The sequence below is a fragment of the Verrucomicrobiia bacterium genome, assembly GCA_035629335.1.
Taxonomy (GTDB): domain Bacteria; phylum Patescibacteriota; class Saccharimonadia; order Saccharimonadales; family Saccharimonadaceae; genus DASUUR01.
On record DASPIB010000001.1, the window covers coordinates 736,959 to 762,161 of the forward strand.

Here is a 25,203-nt window from a genome sequence, read left to right on the forward strand (position 1 = left end):
CCTCCCACCGAAGCCACCGTCAAGCACATCGCACGACGAGAGAGCCTGGGCGAGCTCACCGAAATGGAGTTCGACTTCGTCTGGGACTTGCTTGCGAAGACTGCTGGTGCTGAAATTCGTCCGTTCGACGAGATCGAGGCGCAGGCCGAAACCGCCGTTCACGCAATGAGCGAGGCACAGGCATTTCTGGCTCGAAACAGCAACAAGAATACCCCCGAGTGGGTAATTATTGAAAGCTTCGAGCGAGACCTGCATCTATACCAGCATCAGCTTTACGACGCACTTGTGGAAGTGGACCTCAACCAATTGCCCGGCTACAACAAGCCAACGCAGGCCGTGCGCCTGTTGTGGCTGTTCAGGGCCATGCAGCGGTTGTGGGTGTTGCGGATTCTTCAAATCGCCGTCGAGCTAAGTTTCATCGAAGCTCTCGCCGGTGCATTCAAGAAGATTGACGCTCTAAGCGAGCAAGATATCGAGATGCTGGAAGCGTTTGTCGGCGGCAATGAGCCCAACGAAGAAGCACTTCTTCTCGGGCTCGAGCTGACGATGAGCGGCCTCCAAGTTGACGAGATGCTTCGTATCGGGCGTAAGCTCAGCGAGCTGAGCGAACTCCACGGTCAAAGCAAGCTCACGCCAGACCCAAACGGCGAAGAGGTGGTGCTGCGAGACATCAAAGAACTAAGCGAACTGGGCCGGGCGGCACAAGCTGCCTGGGCCCTTCCGAAGCAGCTGCGCATACAGCGTGCTGTTTCTGGTGAGTTGCCCGTGCGCGAATCGCGCACTCGGCGCACCCAGAAGCAGCTGCTGTTCATGGTAGTTGACGGATCTAGATCGATGCTTCACGATGGACGTCTCGGCGCTAGTCGAGCTGCGGGCATCGTCATGAATCGCCTTCGGGCGGTTATTGATGGCGACGCCGAGCTGTACCTGCGCTTCTTCGATGGCGCATTACGTGAAGAAGAGTTTCACGCTGACTCACCCGAGTCGGCCCGAGAGCTGATGCGGATCGTCAGTGATCCTGCTCAGTACATGGGATACACCACCGAGTTCACGGGGACACTGACAGCAGCTAGCAAACGCTCTGAAGAAATCGTGGGTGACCGCGATCTTCGCGACCCAGAGATCGTCTTCATTACTGACGGCCAGGCAACCGTGCCTTCGCTGTCGGTAGTGAACGGCAAGCTCCTTCACGCCTTCCAGGTTGGCGTGTCAGAGAATTCTGATCTTACCAACCTGGCCCGTCAGTCGGGTGGCATTGGCGCCTACCTCGGCTTGCAGGACTGGAAGTAGAGTGAAACAACCCTAAAGGGGCGTGCTGCTGCATCACTGCAGCAGCACGCCCCACTACTCTCTATATCTGTGCGGATATACTGACGAGTCCAAAAGGACGAAAGAGTAAGTTTAACAGCTGGCTTTCCGCCAAAGTCTGCTAGAATATACCTACCAAAAGCAGGCAACCTTAAGCAGTGAGGCGGAATTATGATCAAGCAAAACACCGGAAAAGACATACTAATGGTAGGGACGGGGTACGTAGGGCTCATAACAGCCCTTGGCCTGGCTGAACTTGGAAACACTGTTGCCTGCTACGACATAAATAAAGAAAGAATTTCTTCACTACAATCGGGCAGACCACCTTTTTTTGAACCAAAAGTGCCAGAACTACTACAAAAACACCTTGCAAATGGCCGACTGCGTTTTTTTGATAATCTTGAAAAAGCCTACACGGGACAGCGATATGTATTTATTAGTGTGCAAACACCGCAAGACGCCAACGGCCGAAGCGATCTATCGGCGCTGCATAGTGCCGTTACTGCTATTGCCACCGTCGCCACGAGCCCGACACTGCTGATTATAAAATCTACCGTGCCGGTTGGCATTTTCAATGAGCTTGAGGGGCTTGAATCGGTAAAAGAAAATGGCAAAATCACTTTTGTGTCGTGCCCAGAGTTCTTGGCTGAGGGCACGGCTATTCGCGACTTCTTTCACCCCACGCGCACTATTGTCGGCTCGAATGACGTTGCTATATCTGAAGAGGTAGCCGGCTTGTTCTATGGGCTCGGTGGGGCGGCTATTATTACCGACGCAAAAACCGCTCAAATGATAAAATATAGCGCCAATTCATTCCTCGCAACCCGGGTGGCATTTATAAATGATGTAGCCGAGATTTGTGAGAAACTTGATGTCAATGTCAACGACGTGGCGCAAGCACTGGTAATGGACCCTCGGGTTGGCGGCACCTATTTATCGCCAAGTATTGGCTTTGGCGGACCGTGCTTGCCAAAAGATATTGCCGCCCTGATTGAAAGTAGCGAACGAGTAGGAGCACCGGCACTATTACTCCGCGGTGCTAGCGAACACAACAAAAGCCATTTGCGTCATGTCATTGACACCATTCGCCGCCTGCTGGGCGAAGGGAAAACACTTACTGTTTTTGGGCTATCGTTCAAGCCCAATACCGATGATGTTCGTAGCTCATTCTCTTTAAAAATTATTGAAGCACTGCTTGAAGATGGGATAACCGTACGTGCCACCGATCCGCACGCCATTCCTGCAGCACAACAAATCGCGACACATCCTTCATTGACCTTTATTGACGACCCACTCGAAGCCGCTAAGGGCAGCGATTTGCAGGTATTTTTAACACCCTGGGAAGCGTATAAGCAGCTCGACCTTCCGGCACTTGCTAGTGCCGTAAACAGCAAGAATATTTATGACAGCATGAATGTCGTGAATGAAGCAGCTGCCGTAAAGGCAGGCTTTAGCTACCACGGAGTAGGGAAGATGTACCAGCCTGGTAATGCGCCGGTATTTAAGATTTCGGATAATCCATCGGTAGTGAGCGCCCCTTGAAGCGTTAAGAGCAGCTAATTAAAAGCGCCCGAGGAAGTGTTTCTTACACTTCCTCGGGCGGATCACGCGTTCATATGCACTGTGCCTACTCCCACTCGCGGCAGCTAAACGGCATACCTCCCCATTCAAGGCTCCCGCGCACGGGCGTTTCTTGTTCAAGGTTCACTTTACTTACCGGCATTTCCACAAAGCCGAAATCGGCAATCAGGACTTTTTGGATGAACCTTGTCACGATTTGCTTGATGGCTTGGTCGGTGTTGCGATGTCGAAAAATCTTTTCAGCCTCACTAAGCACCTGCTCAGCCTGGGTATCGGTGACCTCCGTCAGCAGCCAAGCCGCTGGCTGGTCGGGGCTTACCAACACCGCGTAGACCTCTGGCGTCGCAATTCTAAGCGCCACAGCATTCCCGCTGGCTAGCAAGCTAAACGCTCGCTTACGCGGCACAAAGCCGTTATTATATAGCTCCTTGAGAACGATGGACGCAAGAGTGTACGCCGGGCCAGAGAGCCGGCTACGAAGCTCTCTCTCAACATTATCCAGCAGAGCTTCGTCCAGCCAAGCGCTCCCGTTGGTCAGTTTGCGCGCAATCTGATCTTCGATTGAAAGCTTTGCCATGGCTCGTCCTCACACTCGAAGTGGCTTTGTAATTATACTATCAATCTATTCATGGTCAACAGTGCGACAAGCGCTGGTGGCTCCGCAAGATCGTCTGCTATACTTTATGGTATGACAATCAAACTCTACTCATGGAACGTCAACGGTATTCGCGCCGTCGTCAAGAAGGGGACTTTTCTCCCGTTTATCGAAGCTCATCAGCCAGACATTTTATGCCTCCAGGAAACCAAAGCCGAGCAAGGCCAGGCCGAAATTGACCTGCCCGACTACGAAGAATATTGGAACTCCGCCACCAAAAAAGGTTATTCCGGCACGGCAATTTTCACCAAAACTAAGCCGCTGAGTGTGGTGAATGGCTTTGCCGACGATATCGCCAAAAAACATGGCATCGTACCTGATAGCTACGGCGACCCAAATGCCGAAGGCCGAGTCATTACCGCCGAATTTGAAAAGTTTTATATCGTGACCGTCTACACCCCAAATAGCAAGGGCGACTTATCGCGGCTTAGTCTTCGCGACAAGCAGTGGGATCCTGCCTTTTTGGAGCACTGTAAAACTCTAGAAAAAACCAAACCGGTGATCTTTTGCGGCGACCTCAACGTGGCCCACACCGAAGACGACCTCGCTAACCCCAAGCCCAACATCGGTAAACACGGCTTCACCAATGAAGAGCGTGCCGGTTTCCAAAAGTTCCTTGACGCTGGATTTATCGACACTTTCCGCCTGTTCACTCAAGGCAATGGTCACTACAGCTGGTGGACCCACTGGGCCAATGCCCGTGCTCGCAACGTTGGGTGGCGGATCGACTACTTTTTAGCTTCCGAAGCCCTGCGCGACAACATTGTGTCAGCCAAAATTCACGCCGATGTCATGGGCTCCGACCACTGCCCAGTTAGCCTGGAACTAAATATATGAGCCAACCTGCCGCACAAAGCGACATGACTTTCGAAGAAATCAGCCAGATCATTTGGGACCATCAGGTGCAGCGCGATTGGCAACGCAATCCTCCGCGAGCCCTGGCGATTTCGATTGCCCTTGAAGCCAACGAACTGCTTGAGCATTATCAGTGGCAGGATGAACCAGTTGGCAAAAAAGACGAGCTCGCAGCTGAGCTAGCAGACATTTTGATCTATGCCTTTCAATTCGCGCACCGCTATGACATCGACATTCCTAAAGCCATTTCCGCCAAGCTAGAAAAAGCCGCCGAAAAATATCCGGCCGAGCATTTTAAAGGCAAAACTAGCGATGAACAACAAAAAGTATGGCTGCAGCAAAAAACTGGCTATACTAAAAAAGGACTATGAACGACCCACACTTAACTTTACTTTTTCTAAGGAAAGACAACCAGACTCTGCTAGCCATGAAAAAACGGGGCCACGGGACAGGGAAGTGGAATGGCGTTGGTGGAAAAATTGAGCTTGACGAAACTATCCAGCAGGCCGCAATTCGCGAGTGCGAAGAAGAGATTGGTGTTCGACCGCTGAAACTAACACCAGCGGCCGAGCTCGTCTTTTTAGAACAAGAAGCCGGCCAGCCGGTAGAACGCTTGGCGTATGTGTACTTCTGCCACGACTGGCAAGGCGAACCAATCGAAAGCGACGAAATGATGCCCGAATGGTTTGATGAAGCTGATATCCCCTATGAAGCCATGTGGCCAGCCGATCACCATTGGCTACCCAAAGCACTCACTGGCACCAAAGTATTCGGCACCTTCCGCTATAACGATCAGCACGAGCTTCTGGAACACACCGTCAGCTCGGTTGATACATTGCCACACGAAAGCGACATGACCCGCTAATGCTCTACGATTATTGGCAACGGCAAGAGCCAGGCAAGGCGCTTTTTCCCGATATTGAATGGAGCAAGCCAGAACAAAAGACCCACGCCGGACGACTGGCGATTATTGGCGGTAATTCGCTAGGTTTTGCAGCGGTGGTCGGCGCTCATGAAGAAGCCACCCGAAGCGGCATTGGTACGACGCGTATTCTACTGCCAAATGCACTGAAGAAAAACCTGCCCAAAAACATTTCGGAGGTTATTTTTGTCCCGACTAATACTTCCGGAGGGTTTTCAAAAGACGCCGAACCGGAGCTCCACGCCGCTATGGCCTGGGCGTCGGTTGCCCTATATATTGGCGACACGGGGCGTAATTCTGAAACCGCTGTCGTGCTCGAAACATTACTCCGGATGCACGCCACGCCCACCGTTATTACGCGCGATGCAATCGACCTCTTAAAAAATGCGGCTAGCACCATTGCCGAACGGCCACAGACACTGTTGGTGCTGTCGTTCGCCCAACTCCAGAAACTGTTTCAGACGATTTACTACCCCAAGGTACTAACTTTTAGCATGCAGCTGGCAAATTTAGTCGAAGCGCTGCATAAATTTACTATTACGTATCCAGTCACGATTGCCACACTGCATAACGAGCAACTGGTTATGGCTCACGGCGGCCAGGTCGTTACTATGTCATGGCACAACCCAATGGCCATCTGGCGCGGCAGCGTTGCGAGCCGCATGGCGACATACTGGGCCTGGTTTCCAGAACGGCCGCTTGAGGCAACTGCCGGCGCCGTAGTTGACTACTAAACTGATTGTGTGTTATAGTAAATTACCCTATGAGTGAACGAGTGACAAATCCTTTCCCGTTCGGCACTGTCGAAACCGCCAGTGATGTTTATGCCGCCGCTGGCTACATTGAAGAAGCGGGGGAATTACTCGATGCACGCATCCCTTTAACCGCCAGCAACAACGAGCGTTCGCGACTTCAAGCGAAACGGCTAGGGCTACCGTTCCATTACATCCAGCATCTCTTAGAGCAGCCCGAAAGCTTCACTCCTACAGAAACCAGCGAAATACAATCCGACATCGAAGCCAGCTATGGCCAGTTAGGCGAATTACTACAAACTGAACTAAGTATTCTCGATGAAGCCGAGGCGCAACTATTTGCCTCGGACAACCCCCAAGAACGGGCAAGAAATCATGGCATTATTCGGGAAAAAATCGGGCGCATCGCTGAAATCACTTTCCAAGCTCTGGCGGCTCGTGAATATAGCTACAATCCTGATGCACCGTTTTATGCCGTGCCGGCCTCCGAAGAAATCGACCGCTACGGCCGCACGCGTGCCAGCGACCTGGTCTTTTATTTAGCAGATGAAAATAATACCTACACTCACGTAGTAATGGCTCAAGTAAAAATGGCTGACACTACAATCAATCAAAAGAATCGTGAGCGCGAAGCGAAAGGTCTGCAGCCGCTACATTACGACGATGACATCGCCATGCTTTTTTTAAAGGAGGCCACAAATACGCTCGGAGAAGATACTTTCCGGCTCGATGACATGACCCTTCCACGAGCGATTATTGCCGAGCTTGAGGGCACCAGCACCGATCATCAAGAAGAGCTAATCCAAGCAGCAACTACCTACATGCACAATAAAGTCTTTGAAGTTGCCGAGCATAAACACGACGCTAGCGAAACACAAAAAACGCCCGAACAAATCGGGGCATAATTCATCTATATATTCACCGTGGTACCGCGGGCCGGACTTGAACCGGCACGAACAAAATGTTCACAAGATTTTGAGTCTAGCGTGTCTACCAATTCCACCACCGCGGCATAAACTATTTGGCGTTCACTACCCTAGGATTGTACAATAAAAGGTAGAAATAATCTACTATGCAACCAAATTTACCATTCAATCCACAATCACCCAACACGCCCGTTGTTCCGCCACACCGACCCCTCGCAGGCCCGGTGCCTGCACCAATTGCGCAAAATCAGCGGCCACACACCGAAACTCATGCCGCTGCCGCCGATATTGTCCGTTCGCAAATAGACACCATCTATAGCACTAATCCACCACATAAAGAAACCATCGATAATTTGCAATCACAGCAAGCTGCCCCTCCGCAACCAGATATCCAGCAGGCCACGGCCGAAACTGTTTATGGCCGCACTCACACCCGGCCATCTGTCATGACCGAGGCCCCCGAACAACTGCAGCAGTATCACAGCGCCTGGCAAAGCTACTACCGCCAATACTATGAACGCTACTATTTACACCAGCTGCACGCCACCCGTAGCCAGCTCGAAGCCAAAGCGCAAGCTGCTGCCCGCACGCAAGCACTACCAGCCACATCATCAGCAGCAGTAGAGCCCGCCCCGCAGATTATTAGCTCAACAGAAGCCACGCACGAGCTAAAAAATGATCTGCTGCAAAAGATCCGCACTCGGGCTGCTGCGGTTCGTAAAAGCCGCCATTTTATGCCAATAATTAGCGCGGTTGTAGTTGGATTGGTGTTTGCCGTGCTGCAGTACAACCGCGTATTAGTAGCCCAGGTACACGCTTACGTCAGCCCTGGAAGTATCAATCCACAAAATATCGTGCTCGACCCAACGACCGATATTAAAGTAAGTAAAGAACCAAAGGTAATCATTCCTAAAATAAACGTTGAAGCGCCAGTCGTTTATGGCCTTAATTCAATTGCCGAGCCGACCGTACAAAAAGCGCTTGAAAGCGGGGTCGTGCACTATCCAATCCCGGGAGCCAACAGCGTTCCAGGGCAAGTAGGCAACACTGTGCTTCTGGGGCACTCGAGTAACGACGTCTTCGATAATGGCGGCTACAAATTTATTTTTGTCCAGCTTGATCAGCTAAAAAAGGGCGACACGTTCTATATTCATTACGAAGGCACCCGCTACACTTACAGCGTGAGCTATAAAGAAGTTATCGAACCAACCGACATTCATAAACTAACCCAAAAAACCGATAAGCCTTTGGTCACGCTTTTAACCTGTACGCCTCCCGGCACGGCCCTAAAACGCCTGATTGTTGTGGCTGAGCAAATTAGCCCCGACCCAGCGGGTGCGTCATCGGCTCCGCAGCAAAACACGTCTAACGAGCCAGCTCAGCTACCGGCTAATTCCCCAACGCTGCTCGAGCGGGTATTTGGCGGTGGTCGCTAGAACGAGAAGAAGTGTTATTCTGGAACAACTATAGCGCTTTGTAGTACAAACTGCTTTGTTGTTTGGTTGCGCCCAATGCTAAAGATACGCTTACCATTCTCACTTAAAGTAACGTCGTATCCCGGCGCCACGGCATTGATAAACCGCTGATTCGTGCCGTCAAACTCGGCAATGTGCAGCTTGCCACCGGCATCATTCCAAACGTAGTAATCGTCAAGCCAGCGCAAAGGACCGCTTGGTTTTCCAAGATCGGTCATGTCTGCCTGGGCTTTGTTGCTGGTTTCAAGATCGTAACTCGTGAATTCGCCGCCGTTTTGCGCCAGCACGAACCGTCCGTTGCTAGAGAAGCGAAGGGTTGCAACGCCGGGCGTAAAAGTAAAGCTGGCAACGGTCTTTGTTTCTCGGCTCTGGCCATAAGGGTCTTTCAAGATTTCTACGTTGGTGCCATGGGCTATCGCCATGTAGTCATCGTAAAAGTAGTTGCTTGCGGTGACAAAAAGTGGCTGGCGATCGTTCGGGAATTGTTTGATGATTTTTTCGCTTTTGCCGTCTTTATACATACCCACGATGCGTTGATTATTTCGGGTGCCGGTAAAAGCTATGGTATCTTCTTTGTATAAAATAAATGAATCAGCATCAGTAACAAGCGGCCGTGAAATGGTACCAGCTTGCAGGTCAATCTTGCGGATAGTACCTTGGCTGAGTGCGAACAGCACATTACCACTCGTACCGATAAAATGTATGTCGTCAATGCCAATGCGCAACTGCCGACTGATATTTATGGTGGCGCTTGGATCGGTCCGATCAATTCGCAAGTATTCAGTGGTGGTACCCACCGTATATTTCGCCAGCATAAAGCGACTCCCAAAATCCCACTCTACAAAACTAAGGCTGCCGGCGGCTCGCCCAGGCATGGTATAGCTTTCAGGCGGCAACGTCATTTCGTTTACTACTGGCTCGGCTTCGTTACGGATATCAGCGAAGGTAAGGGTGGGTTTTTTGGCATCGGAAAGCAGAGCAATCCACCGCCGGTCGGGAGAGGCCAGCGTGCTAGCAAGCTTTGGAAAGTGGGCGACAGCTTCGGTAGTAATTTCGGTCGGTATCAGGCGTGCGTAATTCAGCCACAGCAAATCACCAGATTTTACGGTAAAGGTTTTGTTCCAATCGTGATAGCCTGGCCGCGTAAAGCGCACCGTATGGTGCCCGGGGCTAATCGTCATTTTCTCTGGTGTAGTTAAGCGGGCATCTTTGCCATCAACAAACACGGCGGCATTATTAGGGAAACTGCGAAACTGCAGCAGCGCTTGTTGCTCCACCCGGCCGCTGACTTGATCAAAGCGGTAACCGAGAACCAGTAAAATACAGATTAAAGAAATAACAATAACCGCGACGCTCATCACGCCGTAAATAAAGAATCGGAAGGCGACTTCGCGTCGCTTGGAAGTATGTTGGTGCATGGCATCATTATAGCAATTGTTCGGGGAAATAGCTTGCTTTGGCTTTAGAGCAGTTTCCAGAAACCAGCGGGCCGATTGGGGAGCACTCTTTTTCTATAACCTTCCACTGGAAGCTTATAGAAGCATTCGGCTGAAAATCGATTATTGCAATCGATTCACAGTCTCCCCAATCGGCCGCGCAGGTTTCTGGAATTCAGGCCTTGCAGATTTTACAAGATGCGCATACCATAGTAATAGTTCATTAAGCATAAGCACACGTGAAGCAAAAGAGAAATATGGCGGGGAAATCAATTATCACTATTAACGGACAGGCGTATGATGCCACCACCGGTTTGGCAGTTTCATCAGCTGAAGACGGTGCTAAACCTCACGCACCACGACCTGCAGCAAATAAAATCGTCCAAGATATCGCGCCATCAGTGCGCATTCCCGAACAGCCAGTCGTTAAGCGATCGTCCGCTACTGCTGCTGCCGTCCATAGTCGACTCGACCGCTCGCGTACGCTGTATCGAGCTGCACTCAAAAAACCAACCTCTAACGTCCCTCCAGTAAAAGAACGGCCGCGGGTTCATATGACGCGCAGCCCGCAGATTCAGAAATTTTCTTCTCAGCCAATAAGCGAGCCCGCCAAGCCCACTGTAAAACAAGCACCAGCCGCTCAGCCAGCATTACAGCGCAAGTTTGTACATCATAGTACTACCGCACAAAAGACACCGAAACAACCTATTAGTTCGCGTGCCATCAAAGAAGAGCTGCTGCGTGAACACCTCGAGAAAGCGCCAACTAAACGCGCTATCCCCGAGCGTCGCTTCTTCGATAAGCACCCCAAAGTATTATCGGTGGCTACCTCTGCACTGGCGCTAGTGCTCCTTGGTGGCTACCTAACGTATATCAACGTGCCGAACCTTTCAATTCGTGTTGCCGCTGCCCAAGCTGGTATTGACGCCAAAATGCCCGAGTACCAGCCAGATGGTTATAGCTTTAACGGCCCACCAGAATACGCCCAAGGTCAAGTTACTATTCGCTACGCCGCTAACACCAGCAATCAAGGGTATATCATCACCCAAAAAGAGAGCGACTGGGATTCGCAGGCCGTGCTTGACAATTACGTCTTGCAAGAATCAAACGGTGCCTATAACATTCATAGCGTTCAGGGCCTGACGATTTATACTTTTGGCAATAAAGCAGTCTGGGTGAACGGCGGGTTACTGCACGAGATTGATTACGGCGATTCGCCCTTGTCGTACAACCAAATCGAACACATTGCCGCCAGTATGTAAATCCAACCGGCGCCTCAATGCTAGACACCGGGTTGGCCATGTTGAACTAGCTGGCTTACAAGGCTGCTTGGGCTGCCTTAAGAATAGCGGCATCGCGCGTTGCCATAAACTTCACCGGTAGATCGGCGCTTAGCAGCACAGATTCTACCATGGTAATTGCAGCAGCTACATTCGGGACCCACACTATTTCAAAACCTTCGGCAATCTCGCTCTCGGTGAATTCTGGCTGACCCTTTTCACCAATTACTTCCGCGGTGTAGCTAAACGATTGCTGCTGCAAGCGCCAATAATCACGCCATTCGACTACTTGGCCCAGCTCTCGCTCTACCTTTGCCCGGCAGCCTAGCTCCTCAAGCAGTTCACGCTCGAGCGCTATCAGTAGCTCTTCGCTACCTTCGACGCCACCGCCAGGCAGTTTGTAATAATCGCGCTGGCGCGCATGAAGCAGCGCCACCGCGCCCTCAGCGTCACGAACAACCGCTCGCACCGCCCGGCGAAGATTGTAGTTTTCGCGATCGGCGATATCCGCAGATGGATCGAAGGTTCGTTGGTCAAGCGTGAGAATCGTTTTCATGCAGCAAGTATAAATAGGGTGGGGTAGCTTTACAAGCACGACTTACTGCCTTGATGTAACAACTACTCATAAATTATGCAAAAAGAATAGGCATAATCGCGCTGACAGATGCCGGTGATACTCTTCGCGGCGTCGCACTCAAGGGCATCCAGAAAGTTCCTTCGCTTGAATGTAACCCTCCGAGCCCAACAACTAAACACCGCTCCTGTCATTTCTTGGCAGGAGCGGTGTTTAGTTTATAGCTTAAAGAGGAGATTCTCACTCCCCAATGCCATCACCACCGAACATAATTATTTCTCTCCACCCTCTTGGCCAGCGGCCTTGGCCTTCTTGCGATCGTTTGTAAAGTTAGCCGGGTTGTTTTGTTTACCCTGCGATTTACCGCCTTTGCTTTGAATTTCGTGCTTCTTTTCCGGGCTCATCTTACTTGAACCCAAACCGCGATTGCTGGTACCATTTGCCATACGCGCCTCCTTTGTTAAGTTGGTAAGTTTTACTATACGGCACTGGCTATTTTAAGCCGTGAGCCAGCTAGTGATTTACTATTATCGATGCAACTGTCGAGCTGTGAGCTATTTCACAGTGCCAAACGAACCGGCTAATCTACCGGAGGGAATTAATACAAAAGTTTTAAACATAATCAACCGGCATATGCCAACTTTTGCTGCCAGTTACATAGCGCTCCAGCGACAATCCAAAAAAACATGCTATAGTAGAACCATTATGTCAATACGTACTCGTTTTGCCCCCAGTCCGACCGGATTCTTGCATGTTGGCAACTTCCGTACTGCTCTTTTTGCCTGGCTCGTCGCACGCCACGCAAATGGCACTTTTGTTTTGCGGCTTGAAGACACTGATCAAAAAAGAGAAGTCGAAGGCTCAGCGCACCACCTCTTGAAATGCATGCACGAGCTTGGCATGCACTACGATGAAGGGCCGGATATCGGTGGACCCTTCGGACCATACCGCCAAAGTGAGCGCCTAGCAATTTACAAAAGTTGGGCCCAAAAGCTGATCGACAGCGGCCGGGCATATGCCGACCCGTATACCGCCGAAGAGCTCCAGGGCCTTAAAGATACCGCCAAAGCCGAAAAACGTGCCTTTTTATACCGAGATCATCGGCCAAAAAACCCACCAATCTGGGATGGTACCACGCCGCTGCGGTTTAAATCTGAGCCAAAAAACTATACCTGGCACGATGAAGTGATGGGGGAGCTTTCAGCTGGGGCTGAAGCGGTTGACGACTTCATTCTTATAAAATCTGACGGTTTTCCAACTTATAATTTTGCGCATATTGTTGATGACGCCGAAATGCAGATTACCCACATTATTCGCGGGCAAGAATTCATTGCCAGCCAGCCAAATTACCTCAATCTGTATGAAGCGCTGGGCTTGACGCCACCGGTATTTGCCACCGTGCCGCACATTCTGGCCGCCACTGGTGGTAAAAAGCTTAGCAAGCGCGATGGCGCCAAGGATGTGCTCGACTACCTAGCGGACGGGATCACCAAAGAAGCTCTGATTAACTTTATCGCCTCACTCGGCTGGAACGATGGCACTGAGCAAGAAGTATTTTCTGAAGCCGAATTAATTGAAAAATTTAGCCTCGACCGCGTACAGCGCAGCGGCGCCCGCTTCGATGAACAACGGCTTTTGTGGCTCAATGGCCAGTGGATTCGCCGTTTAAGCTTGGATGAACTACATAGCCGGAGCATATCTTTCTGGCCCAAAGAAGCCAACAACGCGCCCGAGGTCTATAAAAAGCAGGTATTAGCCCTGGTACAAGATCGGCTCAAAACCTTGGCCGACCTGCCATTATTGACGCGCTACTTCTTTGCTGAGCCAACCCCCGATCTTAGCCTAATTACGGGTAATAAACAGCTCAAAAAGCTTACCCCCGAAGAACAAAAAGCTTTGCTTCAAACATGCCTTGATAGCCTTGAAGCCACCGACTTTACCCCCGAAGCCTTGCAAGAAGCCTTGAACAAGCTACTTGAAACAACTGGCCAAAAACCTGGCATCCTATTTGGGCTGCTGCGGATAGTGACCACTTGGGCACCCTTTAGCCCCGGCCTAGCCGAAACCATGGCGCTACTTGGCAAAGAGCGCGTGCTTGAACGCATTCGCAATTTCATGACAGCCTAAAGCGAGCAGCTCTATAAGTACGCTGTAAACCTTGCCCGGGTAGTTTCGAGCTTCTCAGAAATCACGGCTGCTAGAACAGTTTGTTATAATAGGTACGTAATGCAGCAAAAACAAATACTAGCCCTTTGGCAAAAGCTAAAAACCCAGACTCACAGGTTACTAGGTGATCACACCACCGTTCGGTACTTCTTCTTGGCGCTAGGGGGTATTGTTGCGGTTGGAGTGCTGCTGCTGGTTTTAGTTAATCAACCGCTTCCCGAATCTCACACAGGTTATAGTTACCAGCCGCCACCAGAAAAACGCCATTATTCGCCACTGACTGGCCTTGAAGTAAAAGACGAAGCCGCTACCAAGCAAGCCGCCACAGCCATCATGATCGAAAACAGCCCCGACGCTCGGCCACAATCTGGCCTAAAGGAATCGGGCGTCGTGTTTGAAGCCATCGCCGAAGGTGGCATTACGCGCTTTCAGGTCATCTACCAGCAAGAAAAGCCGCAGCTCATTGGGCCAGTGCGTAGCTTGCGGCCATATTATTTAGCCTGGGCAGCGCCGTTTGACGCCAGTATTGCTCACGTTGGCGGGAGCTTTTTGTCGCTGCAAGAAGTGCGCGGCGGAGGCTATCGAGATATCGACCAGTTCTTTAACGATGGCGCCTACTGGCGAGCCGCCGACCGCGAAGCGCCGCACAATGTGTATACCAGTTTTCGCCATCTCGATGCCCTAAATCGAGCCAAGAAATATACCACTTCAAAAGTACAGGGCTTTTTGCGGCAAGAGATCCCCAAGACAGGCGCTACACCTGCACCAACACAAGGCAAAAAGGCCACCGCCATCCAGGTGAATATTTCAAGCCCTACCTATAATTCCAGCTACACCTACGACGCCCGGGCTAAAAACTATCCGCGCTCGCAGGGCGGACAGCCGCACCTCGACCGCGAAAAAGGCCGCATCGCGCCAAAAGTAGTGGTGGTTATGAAAGTCAAAATGAGTTTGGGCTTCGAAGATGGTTGGCGCGAGCAAATTCAGTTTATCGGCAGTGGGGAGGCCTATATTTTCCAAGAAGGTAAGGTGGTTGAAGGCACTTGGCGCAAAAACCACAAACGCCAGCAAATTCAGTTTCTCACAAAAGCTGGCCAGCCAATTCCACTAGTGCGTGGCCAAACCTGGGTCACGGCACTTCCGAGTGACCGGAGCGTCACATGGCAGTAAAACTCAAGAACTTCCATGCCCGTTTTCAAGTAAAGTTACTCTTAGTTGGTTTTTTGCTGCAAGTATTGGTTGGGGTGCTACTGTATTTTTGGCTACAATCGGCGCCAACCACTTTTGGCATAGCCAGCCATGACTATTTGCTCTTATTTTTCCTGCCGTTCAGCTTGCTTGAGGTCATGGCAATTGCTATAACCATTGCCATTGCCACCGAACCCACAAAACTGATTGCCGACGCCGTGACGCACGCGAGTAACAGCGCCAACCAAGAGGCGCCGCTACCGGTGAATGAGGAAAGGTACATTCGCAGCGGCCTCAAAGACCTCGTGCTGGCTATTTACGGACTGGCCGCTCGGCCGCTCGCTGGCGGAGGCAAAAAAGACACTTCAAGCTCGCTCTATCGCCATATTTTTTCTCAGCTGCCATTTGGCATTATCGTGCTCGACGCTAGCCGTACTATCATTCACTATAATGTCGCGGCGCCTTTGCGCGAAAACCCGACCGACTTCCGAGCAATAAATTTATTGTTCGACCAAAATAACTCGCTTGAAACCTGGCTTAAAAACAGCGAAGAAAACGGTATCGCCACCGAACAGGCCTGGAGCCGAGTCGCCGAAAAAACTGACACCGGCGAACGCCGTTATTACGATGTGTTTGCCTCGTACCATAAAAATGGCTCCGCTGGCGTGGAAACCATCATCATGACCATCGACCGCACCAAAGACTACGGCCCCGACGAAGAACACATGGAATTCATCGCCCTGGCAGCCCACGAACTGCGCGGGCCAATCACGGTTATCCGCGGCTATTTAGATGTGCTGGCCGATGAGCTCGCCGATAAACTTGCGCCCGACCAAAAGGCTCTTATGGACCGCCTGAGCGTGTCTGCCAATCGCTTAAGCGGCTACGTTAACAATATCCTCGGCGCTGCCCGTTACGATCGCCGACATCTTAAGCTGTATCTTTACGAACAACGCCCGAGTCAATTATTTGCTGGCGTCAGCGACGACCTACAGCTACGGGCCCACACCTTAAATCGACTTCTGGCAGCCGACATCCCCGCCGATCTGCCTACTGTTGCTGCCGATAAAACCAGTATTGGCGAAGTGGTTGTTAACTTGGTGGATAACGCCATCAAATACAGCAACGAAGGCGGCCAAATTGTCATCAGCGCCAGGGTAGCGGGGGAGTTTGTCGAGTTTAGTGTGCAAGATTTTGGCATTGGCATCCCGGCGCCAATCATCCAAAAATTGTTCACTAAATTTTACCGTTCACACCGCTCGCGCGAAACAGCCGCCGGTTCGGGTCTGGGGTTATACATTTCAAAGGCCATCGTTGAATCGCATGGCGGCACCATAAGCGTTCGTAGCACCGAAGGACACGGTTCAACCTTTAGTTTCACGCTGCCAATCTATAAAACCGTTGCCGATAAGCTCGCCGCAAGCAATAATAGTAACGAAGGCATTATAGAAAATTCAAACGGCTGGATCCGCAACCACGCCATGTATCGGGGGTGATATGACAGATATTCGTACAGTACTATGCATCGAAGACGACCGCTTTATCGGTGAAATGTATGTCCGCAGCTTACGGAAAGCCGGCTACGAGGTTGACTGGGTAGTCAGCGGCAGCGACGCAATTGCGGCCGCCACCAGTAAACACTACGACTTACTTTTGCTTGATATTATGCTGCCCGAAAAAAAGGGCAACGAAATTCTCGAAAAGTTACGCGGCAAAGACGGCGACAAAATCCCTCATAGCCGTATTATCGTGCTGACCAACTTTGATCAAGATGAAGAATCGCGCTTGGCGATGCAGAGTAGGGCAGACGCCTATTTGATTAAAGCAGATATTACCCCACGCAAGTTGCTTGAAATTATCGAAACACTCAAAAAATAAGCTATAAATATGGCTCAGCGCGCGGTGTGGCGCTGAGCCGATTGCCTCGTTCAACTGACCAGTCGCGGGCGGCCACGGCGTTCTGGAAAGTCATCTACCGCTACCGATGAAAACAACGTGGTTTCATGCATGTCGGCGCTTTCGACGAAACCCAAAAAGGTTTTAGGCAAACAAATGCACAACACTAGTTTCTCGAGTCTAAAAGCTTCGGCTTTGTCGCACCAGATAACCAGTGTTCGGTAGCGATGATTAACCTGGCATACGATCCGAGGAAAAGGCACGGGAAGCTCTGCTGAGTCTGCCTCAATGCCAACAACCAACACCGACATAAAATTATCCACCACCAATCGTCGGCGCATCGAAGCCAAGGCGCCTTCGAGCCGAATTACGGTCACTCCTTCAAGTTCTGCATGCTGAGCAAGTTCATACACTGCCACTCCTAAGCACATACTACAAGGGCCTAGCTAGCGTAGCATGCCCACGCGAGAAAAAGAAGTGGACAATGATGTGGAATAGGTGTATGATATGTGTTGGTTGCCACAGGAAGGATATCTAATGTCCCGACCGTCCAAAAACCAACTCCTCTTTAAGCCTGTTGGTGAGCTCGCCGTCGTTGTCAGTTTTGGCATCGCAGAATACATGGCACGCCCACAACACGTCAAAGATGCCGATGCCATCTCAAATCTTGAGAAGGTCGGTGCTGAGATTGACATGTGGCTGCGATCCAAGAAGGGGGAACTAAAGCACGGCGAAAAACCCATGACCGATCCTGAGATTAGAAAGCTTTGCATCGAATTCATTAGTGGTGAGCTCGTTGATATTAAGGAGCTTCCTGACCTCTGATGGATCCTTTGGCGGCTTGTACCCGCGAGTAGATCTACTTACTCGCGGGTACAGCAACAATCTGGACTTTAAAAAATTATTATGCTATTATTCAACCGTTAACGGCCTTATCGTCTAGCGGTTAGGACGCCAGGTTCTCATCCTGGTAACCCGGGTTCGATTCCCGGTAGGGTCACCATAAGATCATTTTCTGCTTTCAGTAACTGAAAGACCGGAGACACCCCTGTAAAAAGGGGTGTTTTTGGTGTTCCACATTTTATTTCTTCGACTGTTGGCATGTAGCCAAAAATGACACCGAAAAGCTGGGCTTTTTTGATCGGGTCAATCTGTTGGAGTAGCAATTCATCAAGGTGTTCCACAAAATATTTGACCTCGCCAGAACTTGAAGTTCGCTCCGACATTCCCGATAGTGTTAGCAAAAGCATTTATAAAAATAGAAGTGTCTCGCGGCAATTTATCGATCACTGCTTAGTAGTTTTTCATGTAAGTACTCAGTTGAAGATAATGTATGGCGACAGTATAAAAATATTTACCAAGCCGGAGCTTGCAACTATGAATATTTCCCCAAGCCCTTGCCCGATGATTTTATTTCGCTCAAGCACCAGGACGAGACAAAGCGGTTCTTTCTGCACGTGATTGATTCGGGTACGCCTAGCTTCGTTCTTCAAAGATGACTCAAGCAATATGCTGAGTATACGAAAGCGAAGAATGGGGCGCTACAGGAAGTGAATTTCCAGATATCCTCTTTGTTTGTCCTGGTAGTGCCCAGGAGAAGAAGTTATTAAAACGCCGAGGCGCAATAACCGAAGACCTAAATATCTTTACAACCACGATGACTACGTTACTGTCTGCAAAGGCCGACGACGATAGTATATGGTCAAACGACCCTGAAGAATTAAACCTAAGAAAATCTCTAAAAGAGCTTTAATAAGAACCTGCATCTTGCCTTAGCAAGTGCAAGTTGACCTGTTTCCCGAAGGAAAATAGGTATATCACATAAAAGACCTACGCTACCTTGAGTGCTATCGTTTTTGCAAGAGATTAAAAACGATAGTATAATATTGATTAACATGAAGATATTTTTTGCATCATCAACATTAGGCGATGCAGCGGACCAAAACGGCATACTACTTCACCTGAGGAAAAATCATCAGGTATTTCATTATCTTCATGATGTGACTAGCCCGAATGAAGAATACTCGTATAGCGATATTATAGAAAAGATTAATAAGTCCGACGTGTTTATTGGTGAAATGAGCCGAGCGAGCCAAACACTTGGATTCCAGCTTGCGTATGCTCTCCACCTATCAAAACCGTGCCTATACCTTTATGGAGCAACCGAGAAAGGTCGCCCAGCAGGAGTGATCGGAGATATACCCTCGCGAGGAATGAAGATCAAGAGATACAATAGTAAAACTTACAAAAAAGTACTTGATGATTTTATAAAATTTGCGGAAAAGCAAATGTTCACAACTCGCACCAGCTTTATGAGTACGAGGGAGATTGACCATTATCTCACTATTCAATCCCACAAGATCGGCATATCAAAGGGCGAACTAATCCGCCAAATTTTACACAGCTCGATCGATAATTAATCTTCTTTTGTTGCCCTGGCGGGCAGAGTCTGGTAAGCTTGTCCCAAGTATTTATTGTTGTGCATGACATAACAGAATAATGATGAAGATGATGTTAGAGACGCTCGGACCCAGATTAGATTTTCCTTCTTACGATGAGGTGGCTAGACGTGACCCGCTTAAGATTGATCAGGCGATGAGAATACTGCCTGAGCTGAACGCTGAAGGTGATGTCAAGGGGCTTGAGGTTGTCACTAGAGAGGCTCTTGAGGAGAGCCAGCGGCAAGTTAATATGTCGCAAACTGATGCGCTTGCGATAATCCGGGACATGGATTTTCTGGCAAGTTCGCTGCTCCGTCACGAAGTGCATCCTTTTGAAGCAATGCCAGAGCTAGAAGCAGAACTTTTAAGGGTAAGTGAAGCTGCAAAAACGGTTCCGCGAGGTACAGTTTTTACTTATACGGCAGCTAATCCGGCTGGTGATCGCAGACGCTCTTTTACGGGCACGCCTGAAGAAGAAGTGTTTATTGATGCCGTTAGCAGAAGTATTGTGGCTTTAGACGGTGCAGTTGATAACATTGGCAATATTTCTACCTACGGGCGCGAAAGCAGCCTTGTCGCTGCTCTCAATGATTCTGGCGTAGCAATGGATGAGATGGTACGTTCAATCATTGAAGTTAAGCGGACGGTGACGCCGGAGTTCTTCTCTTCCCAAATGCGTCCCTATTTTGAATCCTTAACGATTGGCGATAAAAAATACACAGGTTCAGGCGGCGCGCAAATACAATTGGTCGCAATCGATTTTATGCTGTGGGGATGCGAAGAGCAAGACCCTGATTATCTCGCTTTCTTTGCGGAAAACGTAGGTTATCTCACCCCTGTCCAGCAAAGAGCTATCGAGAATTATCTTGAAAACAATGGCGATAGAAGCGTTGTGAGCCTCATTACTCAAGAGCCTGAAATGGGTGACGACTCCCGCCAAGCAGCACTTGATCTCCTAAGAAAGATCAGAAAATTCCGTTATCCACACCGAAAAATTGCCCAAGACAACTTCAAACTACGGCCTGATGATGCCGTAGGTAGCGGTTCGTATAAGCCCGACATTCTAGACGTACTGATTGATAAAACTGAACGAGCTATAGCTCGGGTTGAGGGGTCACGACATGAATAAGACTGATTTTAAAGAATTTACCGTAGGAACGGTTTTCAATACTGTAGAAGTTAGCGATGATGTCTCCCTAAGACACAATAAACTGACCGTCGGCTATCCTTCGCGGCTCGAGGCGATGGCCTTAGACCCGGCAAAGATATCGGACAACAATAATCTTATTTATGAAGCGGGCCAGATTGACTTCTGCGTATCGATTTTCAAGCATACAACCGTAGAGGTAGATCAGACAAACTCCGACATTTCCATTACTGAAAGATCGCCTCGTAAAGCCCTTATTATGCATGCGGCTCTCCTTATGAAAGCTGCGCTGAAGTTCAAACACGGCCTTAAGATTGACGTTGATGATGCGACCAACCTAAAACACTGCGGACTAGGTTCTAGCAGTTCGCTTATTGCTGGAACTGCCGCTGCTATTAACGAACTGTACGGAAAACCGATTAAGAGCCTTGATCTTGTGAAATACTGTGCGCAAAATCATGGAGAAGAGGTTGAGGGCGATGACTCCCAGCTAGCGCCGGTTCAATGTATTGGCGGTTCCGGAGTGTGCGGTCATTTTGAAGGAGGCCTGATTATACTTGCCGGGCAAGCAACCCCAATTTACACCTTTAATATTCCCGACGATATGAGCGTTGTTATTGGCATCCCAAGTGACTTTACCGCTCCAGATTCTCGCACCCTTCTAGAAGCGGAGGTCGATAATATGGAGGGCTTTCGCACTGCGGGTAATACCTACGGCAAAGAAATTGCCTACAGGCTTGTCCATCAAGTAATGCCCGCTTTGAGCAGCGGTGATCTGTCAAAGTGCAAAGAATTGATCTTTGATTACCGTTGGGACATGGGAAGTATTAAAAATTGTTCGTTTGTCTATCCTGGGCTCGTTGAATTAGCGGAAAAAATGCGGCCTCTAAAGGATGATTCGCGAGTAGAAATACTATCTCTCTCGTCCGTAGGCCCCGGTTTTTTTGCACTAACTAAAGATCTTGGGCACATTGAAGAAGAGTTTAGAAAGCTCGATCTTAAAACGATTGTAACCACCATACATAACAACGCTTATTCTGTAGCAGTAGAACGGTAGATATGTCTGAAATAATTAAACCCAAGATCGTTTATCCAGTAGGCCACCATGCTTCTGGAAAGACGGAATTCTGTGACTATTTAGCTGAGGAGCATGGTTTCCGAGTCATTGAAACCGGCTCAATGATGAGACGATTATACAGGGGTAGAGAGGAGGAATATCAAAATCTAGATATTAAAGACTACGTAAAACAAAAGCTCGCCGACGACGAGAACTTCTTTGACGCTTATTTGAATAATCTAATAAGGGGTGCTGAAGAAGACAGTAACCTAGTAGCAGTTAATGGGATGCGGTCATACGATAATATCCAGAAGCTCAAGGCTTCACGGCCGCATGCGCAACATGAAATTGTTTGGATTGATGCGCCTAGCCAATTGCTGTATGAGCGCTACCTGAAACGCGAAAAGGTTCAAATGTCGTTCGAAGAGTTCTGTGATCTGCTTGAAGTTGACTTGGCGTTAGGCTTAGGAGAAGTAGAGGGCGTTGCAGATTATAGGATCGAAAATACGGGCTCAGTAGTTGAGCTAAAAGCGAAATCGGAAGAAGTGCTACGGCTGATTGCCAGTAAAGCTATAGAGCTTTACTAATAAGTTCAGCAATTTGTTCGTAATTCTTCGTCCACACTTCGGCCCGATCATCTTTGTCAAGTTCAGCAAAGGTTTTGGTATCCCTCTTGAACATCATAAGCCTTTCCCAGCGAAGCTTGTCTGTACCTTTAATTTCATGACCAAGTGTGATAGGAACCGAGTAAGAAAAGTCATGGGCTTCGCCTTCGGCATCAACGTAACAAGCCGCAAGCTCAAAGTGCGCATCCCGGCTTTCTAGCGTATCGACGATTTTAAGCAGTTGTTCGACCGAGATGGCTTTATCAATGTAAGCCATAAACGGTCCTGGAAAACCCAGCTCGTCAATAAAGAAGCTGTGATCTTCACGGATAACGGGTTTGCCTGTGCGTTTGAATGCCTCTAGCGCCATTGCGCGGGCAATCTCAACGCTAGAAGCGGCTTGAATCTCTGGAATATCAAGGTCTAATGGCAGAACCTGAATATCGTAACGGTTGAAAATGAGATTAGCTGCGTCAATTTTGCCCTGATTGCCGGTAAGTAAGTATATCTGGTTAGTCATATAGAACATTTTACTTTAATTTAAGCGACAATAACATAGTTTACAGGAGAGAGTGAATCATCATGGAAAAAGATTATAAATTCTGGAATGATAATTCAAACGTAAAGTACTTTAAAGGCAAGCCCGCTGACCCTTTAATGGTTGAATACTTGAAACGATACCCAGATAAAGAGGCCGCTGGAATAAAAGCGCTGGACTTGGGCTGTGGTGGTGGTCGCCATACTGAGCTGCTCGTGACTAAAGGGTTCCAAACTTACGCAGTGGATATCAATTCGGCGATGTTGGAAGCAACGAAGGCTCGTGTTGATGCTTTAAAGTTAGATAATACGCCAGAGATTAAAGAAGGAAGCATTACTGAGATTCCCTTTCAGGATAACTTCTTTGATATTGTGATTACTACAGGTGTGCTTCATCAAGCCAAGTCTCAAGAAGAGTACAGGCAAGCAATAAGTGAACTTAGCCGGGTATGCAAAAAAGGGGCGATTATTCTACTAAATATCTTCACAAACAGAGATTTAGACCCAACCTATACATATCTTGACGACGAGCGTACAGTCGTACAGACGAAGGAAGGCTTGCTAATGACGCTTCTTCCAAAAGAGCTTTTCTATTCAATGATGAAGGATGCGGGATTATTTTTGGAAGAAGAATACATTGAAGAACTCAAAGAGGAAAACACGGGCCCTCGAACGGTATTAAGAGCACGTTTTGTAAAGAGATAGTATGATGAAAGATCAATCTGACAAATTTTATTTCAATAATCCGGATATTTGGGAGTTGTTAAGGGGTCATAGTTTAGATAAAGAGACTCGGTTTATTAACAAAGTCATCGGAGATCAGGCACCTTTAAAAATACTGGACATCGGTTGCGGCTCAGGGATGCATGCTGATAGGCTTCAGAAATTAGGCCATGACGTGACGGGGATTGACCTTAATAAAAACATGGTACGTTATGCGAAAGAGCACTACCCCGACTGCACATTCCTTGAAATGAATATGACCGACATTGGCCAATTTAAAGACAAGTTTGATGTAATTATTTGCATCTGCACCACTCTTTGCTATGTAACTGATAATGATGCGCTGGACAAGTTTCTAAAGGATGTAAGTGAACTATTAAACCCTGGCGGCAAGTTTATTTTTGACGTCTTCAATCCTATCGCATACCTAGAGAAATTGCCCTTTGATGGTAATTACTTTGGTGAAAGTAAAGAAGGCTACACTGAAGCTGGTTTAAAGCTCATAGCCCATCACGAAATTGATGAAGCATCCCAAATACTCACCGAAACAAAAACAGTAGAAACAGAAGATGGCAAACTAAACTCCAACGTAACTAAGTTTCGGATGTTTTTCCCACAAGAGATAAGATACCTATTGTCCCGAGGGGACTTCGTGGATATCGAACAGTATGGAAAATATATCAGCGACTATAAAAAGCTGGATAGTACCCGAATTGTCACCGTGTGTAAGAAGGATTTGGTATGAGCCGAGTTTTTAAAGGGGAGTTCCCAACAGAGGTTGTTAATGGCGTCAAATACACACATATAGAAAACGACAAAGCGCCGCATAGTCCTTTCATAAATAAGAATTATGATTTTGAAGACGGATTCTATCGAGGCGAGTTTGATTTCGTTAGTCCTATAGATGGCTCTTTGGAAAATAGTACTCCTGAAACGTATGCTCGCCATAAGGTAGTTGCCGCTCTTCAGGATTACATTAAAGATAAAGAGGGCGAAACCGCGATTCTGGATCTAGGAGCGGGTACGCTGGATATTGCCAGGACGATACCTGCCTCGATAGCTTCTAAAATCAATCTGGTTAATAGCGATATATCCGGGCCTTGGTCGGTGGGCCAGGAGGCTTCTACGATAAGAGGCATTGAGAAACTCAGGGAAAGAGGCCTGCTTGAAAACTTTGCCTCGATTGAAAATGTGGAATATGACTTTAACACGGCAGAATGGCCTTTTGCTGAAGACGCGTTTGATTATGTGGTTACTAATCTTGTACTTTGTCATGTTGCCTACGAAAGCAAACTCGAGATTCTAAAGGCTCTATTTAGCACTCTAAAACCTGACGGCAAAGTTTTGATCGGCGATGTGTTTCAGAAAGATGAAAGCGGTGTACGCTTTACCGAAGCAGGTTTGCGTGGCCCAGAGGAATGCTGGGGATACTTGAGTGTATTTACCGAGTTTTTAGAAATGTGCAGAGAGGCTGGTTTCAAAATCGATAACACCGCCCTCGATAATCTGAACGAGGAGAGAAACTATCAAGTTCAAGAAGAGTTAGATTATGCAAAAGAGCATCCCCACGCAACCATGGCAGTCAACAAGGCCGTATGGTTTATTGAGTTACATAAATAGTTGGTCTATTATAAACTATTTGTCATGACGAACAGTAATTCATCGAAGTGTTCCACCTA

General features: G+C 48.7%; 27 protein-coding genes and 2 tRNA genes. 22 read left to right on the plus strand and 7 right to left on the minus strand.

Features of this window, described 5'->3' with window-relative positions:
• Positions 1–63 precede the first annotated feature (63 nt).
• Positions 64–1,290, plus strand: a complete 1,227-nt coding sequence (locus VD907_04065; GenBank protein ID HYG84030.1) for a hypothetical protein — start codon at positions 64–66, stop codon at positions 1,288–1,290.
• 189 nt (positions 1,291–1,479) lie between these two features.
• Positions 1,480–2,850 (plus strand): UDP-glucose/GDP-mannose dehydrogenase family protein, encoded by a 1,371-nt coding sequence (locus tag VD907_04070; GenBank protein ID HYG84031.1) that lies wholly within the window; start codon positions 1,480–1,482, stop codon positions 2,848–2,850.
• An 85-nt stretch (positions 2,851–2,935) separates the two neighbouring features.
• On the opposite strand, the gene VD907_04075 is transcribed toward VD907_04070, so the two are convergent.
• Positions 2,936–3,466 carry a hypothetical protein gene (locus VD907_04075; protein ID HYG84032.1) on the minus strand — a complete coding sequence of 177 codons (531 nt, stop codon included), beginning with the start codon at positions 3,464–3,466 and terminating at the stop codon, positions 2,936–2,938.
• Between the two features lie 117 nt (positions 3,467–3,583).
• Here VD907_04075 and VD907_04080 point away from each other — a divergent pair, with 117 nt between their 5' ends.
• From VD907_04080 to VD907_04100, 5 genes are read left to right on the plus strand one after another with little or no spacing between them, the layout of a single operon-like run.
• Entirely contained in the window at positions 3,584–4,381 is a 798-nt protein-coding gene (locus VD907_04080) for an exodeoxyribonuclease III (protein HYG84033.1), read from the plus strand.
• The gene (locus tag VD907_04085; protein ID HYG84034.1) at positions 4,378–4,770 is read left to right on the plus strand and encodes a nucleotide pyrophosphohydrolase; all 393 of its coding nucleotides are present in this window, start codon (positions 4,378–4,380) and stop codon (positions 4,768–4,770) included. The genes VD907_04080 and VD907_04085 overlap by 4 nt, the downstream gene beginning before the upstream one ends.
• Complete coding sequence (locus VD907_04090) at positions 4,767–5,264, plus strand: 8-oxo-dGTP diphosphatase (GenBank protein HYG84035.1); 498 nt, start codon at positions 4,767–4,769, stop codon at positions 5,262–5,264. The genes VD907_04085 and VD907_04090 overlap by 4 nt, the downstream gene beginning before the upstream one ends.
• Positions 5,264–6,055 carry a hypothetical protein gene (locus VD907_04095; protein HYG84036.1) on the plus strand — a complete coding sequence of 264 codons (792 nt, stop codon included), beginning with the start codon at positions 5,264–5,266 and terminating at the stop codon, positions 6,053–6,055. Before VD907_04090 ends, VD907_04095 begins: the two co-directional genes overlap by 1 nt.
• 29 nt (positions 6,056–6,084) lie before the next feature.
• Complete coding sequence (locus VD907_04100; protein HYG84037.1) at positions 6,085–6,978, plus strand: hypothetical protein; 894 nt, start codon at positions 6,085–6,087, stop codon at positions 6,976–6,978.
• 19 nt (positions 6,979–6,997) lie between these two features.
• Here VD907_04100 and VD907_04105 read toward each other — a convergent pair.
• Positions 6,998–7,085, minus strand: a tRNA-Leu gene (locus tag VD907_04105).
• A 60-nt stretch (positions 7,086–7,145) separates the two neighbouring features.
• Here VD907_04105 and VD907_04110 point away from each other — a divergent pair.
• A complete protein-coding gene (locus VD907_04110; GenBank protein ID HYG84038.1) occupies positions 7,146–8,435 on the plus strand; it encodes a sortase in 1,290 nt (429 codons plus the stop codon).
• A 14-nt stretch (positions 8,436–8,449) separates the two neighbouring features.
• On the opposite strand, the gene VD907_04115 is transcribed toward VD907_04110, so the two are convergent.
• The gene (locus VD907_04115; protein ID HYG84039.1) at positions 8,450–9,892 is read right to left on the minus strand and encodes a PEGA domain-containing protein; all 1,443 of its coding nucleotides are present in this window, start codon (positions 9,890–9,892) and stop codon (positions 8,450–8,452) included.
• 275 nt (positions 9,893–10,167) lie between these two features.
• Here VD907_04115 and VD907_04120 point away from each other — a divergent pair, with 275 nt between their 5' ends.
• Positions 10,168–11,172 (plus strand): hypothetical protein, encoded by a 1,005-nt coding sequence (locus tag VD907_04120; protein ID HYG84040.1) that lies wholly within the window; start codon positions 10,168–10,170, stop codon positions 11,170–11,172.
• A 55-nt stretch (positions 11,173–11,227) separates the two neighbouring features.
• On the opposite strand, the gene VD907_04125 is transcribed toward VD907_04120, so the two are convergent.
• Complete coding sequence (locus tag VD907_04125; GenBank protein ID HYG84041.1) at positions 11,228–11,746, minus strand: NUDIX domain-containing protein; 519 nt, start codon at positions 11,744–11,746, stop codon at positions 11,228–11,230.
• Between the two features lie 290 nt (positions 11,747–12,036).
• Complete coding sequence (locus VD907_04130; protein HYG84042.1) at positions 12,037–12,210, minus strand: stress-induced protein; 174 nt, start codon at positions 12,208–12,210, stop codon at positions 12,037–12,039.
• A gap of 259 nt (positions 12,211–12,469) precedes the next feature.
• Between VD907_04130 and gltX the strand changes: the two genes are divergently transcribed.
• The 4 genes from gltX to VD907_04150 all read left to right on the plus strand — a co-directional run bounded on the left by gltX (position 12,470) and on the right by VD907_04150 (position 16,996).
• Positions 12,470–13,891 carry a glutamate--tRNA ligase gene (gene gltX, locus VD907_04135; GenBank protein ID HYG84043.1) on the plus strand — a complete coding sequence of 474 codons (1,422 nt, stop codon included), beginning with the start codon at positions 12,470–12,472 and terminating at the stop codon, positions 13,889–13,891.
• A gap of 99 nt (positions 13,892–13,990) precedes the next feature.
• Positions 13,991–15,100 carry a DUF3048 domain-containing protein gene (locus tag VD907_04140; protein ID HYG84044.1) on the plus strand — a complete coding sequence of 370 codons (1,110 nt, stop codon included), beginning with the start codon at positions 13,991–13,993 and terminating at the stop codon, positions 15,098–15,100.
• On the plus strand, positions 15,091–16,614 hold the full coding sequence (locus VD907_04145) for an ATP-binding protein (protein HYG84045.1): 1,524 nt from the start codon (positions 15,091–15,093) through the stop codon (positions 16,612–16,614). Before VD907_04140 ends, VD907_04145 begins: the two co-directional genes overlap by 10 nt.
• A 1-nt stretch (position 16,615) precedes the next feature.
• Positions 16,616–16,996, plus strand: coding sequence for a response regulator (locus tag VD907_04150; GenBank protein ID HYG84046.1), 381 nt, complete (start codon positions 16,616–16,618; stop codon positions 16,994–16,996).
• Positions 16,997–17,046: 50 nt separating this feature from the next.
• On the opposite strand, the gene VD907_04155 is transcribed toward VD907_04150, so the two are convergent.
• Positions 17,047–17,427 (minus strand): hypothetical protein, encoded by a 381-nt coding sequence (locus tag VD907_04155; protein ID HYG84047.1) that lies wholly within the window; start codon positions 17,425–17,427, stop codon positions 17,047–17,049.
• 124 nt (positions 17,428–17,551) lie between these two features.
• Between VD907_04155 and VD907_04160 the strand changes: the two genes are divergently transcribed.
• The 6 genes from VD907_04160 to VD907_04185 all read left to right on the plus strand — a co-directional run bounded on the left by VD907_04160 (position 17,552) and on the right by VD907_04185 (position 22,246).
• Positions 17,552–17,839, plus strand: a complete 288-nt coding sequence (locus VD907_04160) for a hypothetical protein (protein HYG84048.1) — start codon at positions 17,552–17,554, stop codon at positions 17,837–17,839.
• A 103-nt stretch (positions 17,840–17,942) separates the two neighbouring features.
• Positions 17,943–18,017 (plus strand) — tRNA-Glu (locus tag VD907_04165).
• Positions 18,018–18,909: 892 nt separating this feature from the next.
• Positions 18,910–19,434 (plus strand): hypothetical protein, encoded by a 525-nt coding sequence (locus VD907_04170; protein ID HYG84049.1) that lies wholly within the window; start codon positions 18,910–18,912, stop codon positions 19,432–19,434.
• A gap of 139 nt (positions 19,435–19,573) precedes the next feature.
• On the plus strand, positions 19,574–20,584 hold the full coding sequence (locus VD907_04175) for a monodechloroaminopyrrolnitrin synthase PrnB family protein (protein HYG84050.1): 1,011 nt from the start codon (positions 19,574–19,576) through the stop codon (positions 20,582–20,584).
• A complete protein-coding gene (locus VD907_04180; GenBank protein ID HYG84051.1) occupies positions 20,577–21,659 on the plus strand; it encodes a hypothetical protein in 1,083 nt (360 codons plus the stop codon). Before VD907_04175 ends, VD907_04180 begins: the two co-directional genes overlap by 8 nt.
• Positions 21,660–21,661: 2 nt before the next feature.
• Positions 21,662–22,246, plus strand: a complete 585-nt coding sequence (locus VD907_04185) for an AAA family ATPase (protein ID HYG84052.1) — start codon at positions 21,662–21,664, stop codon at positions 22,244–22,246.
• Here the strand turns inward: VD907_04185 and VD907_04190 are convergent.
• On the minus strand, positions 22,230–22,784 hold the full coding sequence (locus VD907_04190; protein ID HYG84053.1) for a non-canonical purine NTP pyrophosphatase: 555 nt from the start codon (positions 22,782–22,784) through the stop codon (positions 22,230–22,232). The genes VD907_04185 and VD907_04190 overlap by 17 nt on opposite strands.
• A gap of 62 nt (positions 22,785–22,846) precedes the next feature.
• On the opposite strand from VD907_04190, the gene VD907_04195 reads away from it, so the two are divergent.
• Genes VD907_04195 through VD907_04205 form a run of 3 tightly spaced genes read left to right on the plus strand, consistent with a single transcriptional unit; the run spans position 22,847 to position 25,144 of the window.
• The gene (locus tag VD907_04195) at positions 22,847–23,506 is read left to right on the plus strand and encodes a class I SAM-dependent methyltransferase (protein HYG84054.1); all 660 of its coding nucleotides are present in this window, start codon (positions 22,847–22,849) and stop codon (positions 23,504–23,506) included.
• Between the two features lies 1 nt (position 23,507).
• Positions 23,508–24,269, plus strand: a complete 762-nt coding sequence (locus tag VD907_04200; GenBank protein HYG84055.1) for a class I SAM-dependent methyltransferase — start codon at positions 23,508–23,510, stop codon at positions 24,267–24,269.
• Positions 24,266–25,144: a class I SAM-dependent methyltransferase gene (locus VD907_04205; GenBank protein HYG84056.1), complete on the plus strand. Its 879-nt coding sequence runs from the start codon at positions 24,266–24,268 to the stop codon at positions 25,142–25,144. Before VD907_04200 ends, VD907_04205 begins: the two co-directional genes overlap by 4 nt.
• Positions 25,145–25,203: the final 59 nt, after the last annotated feature.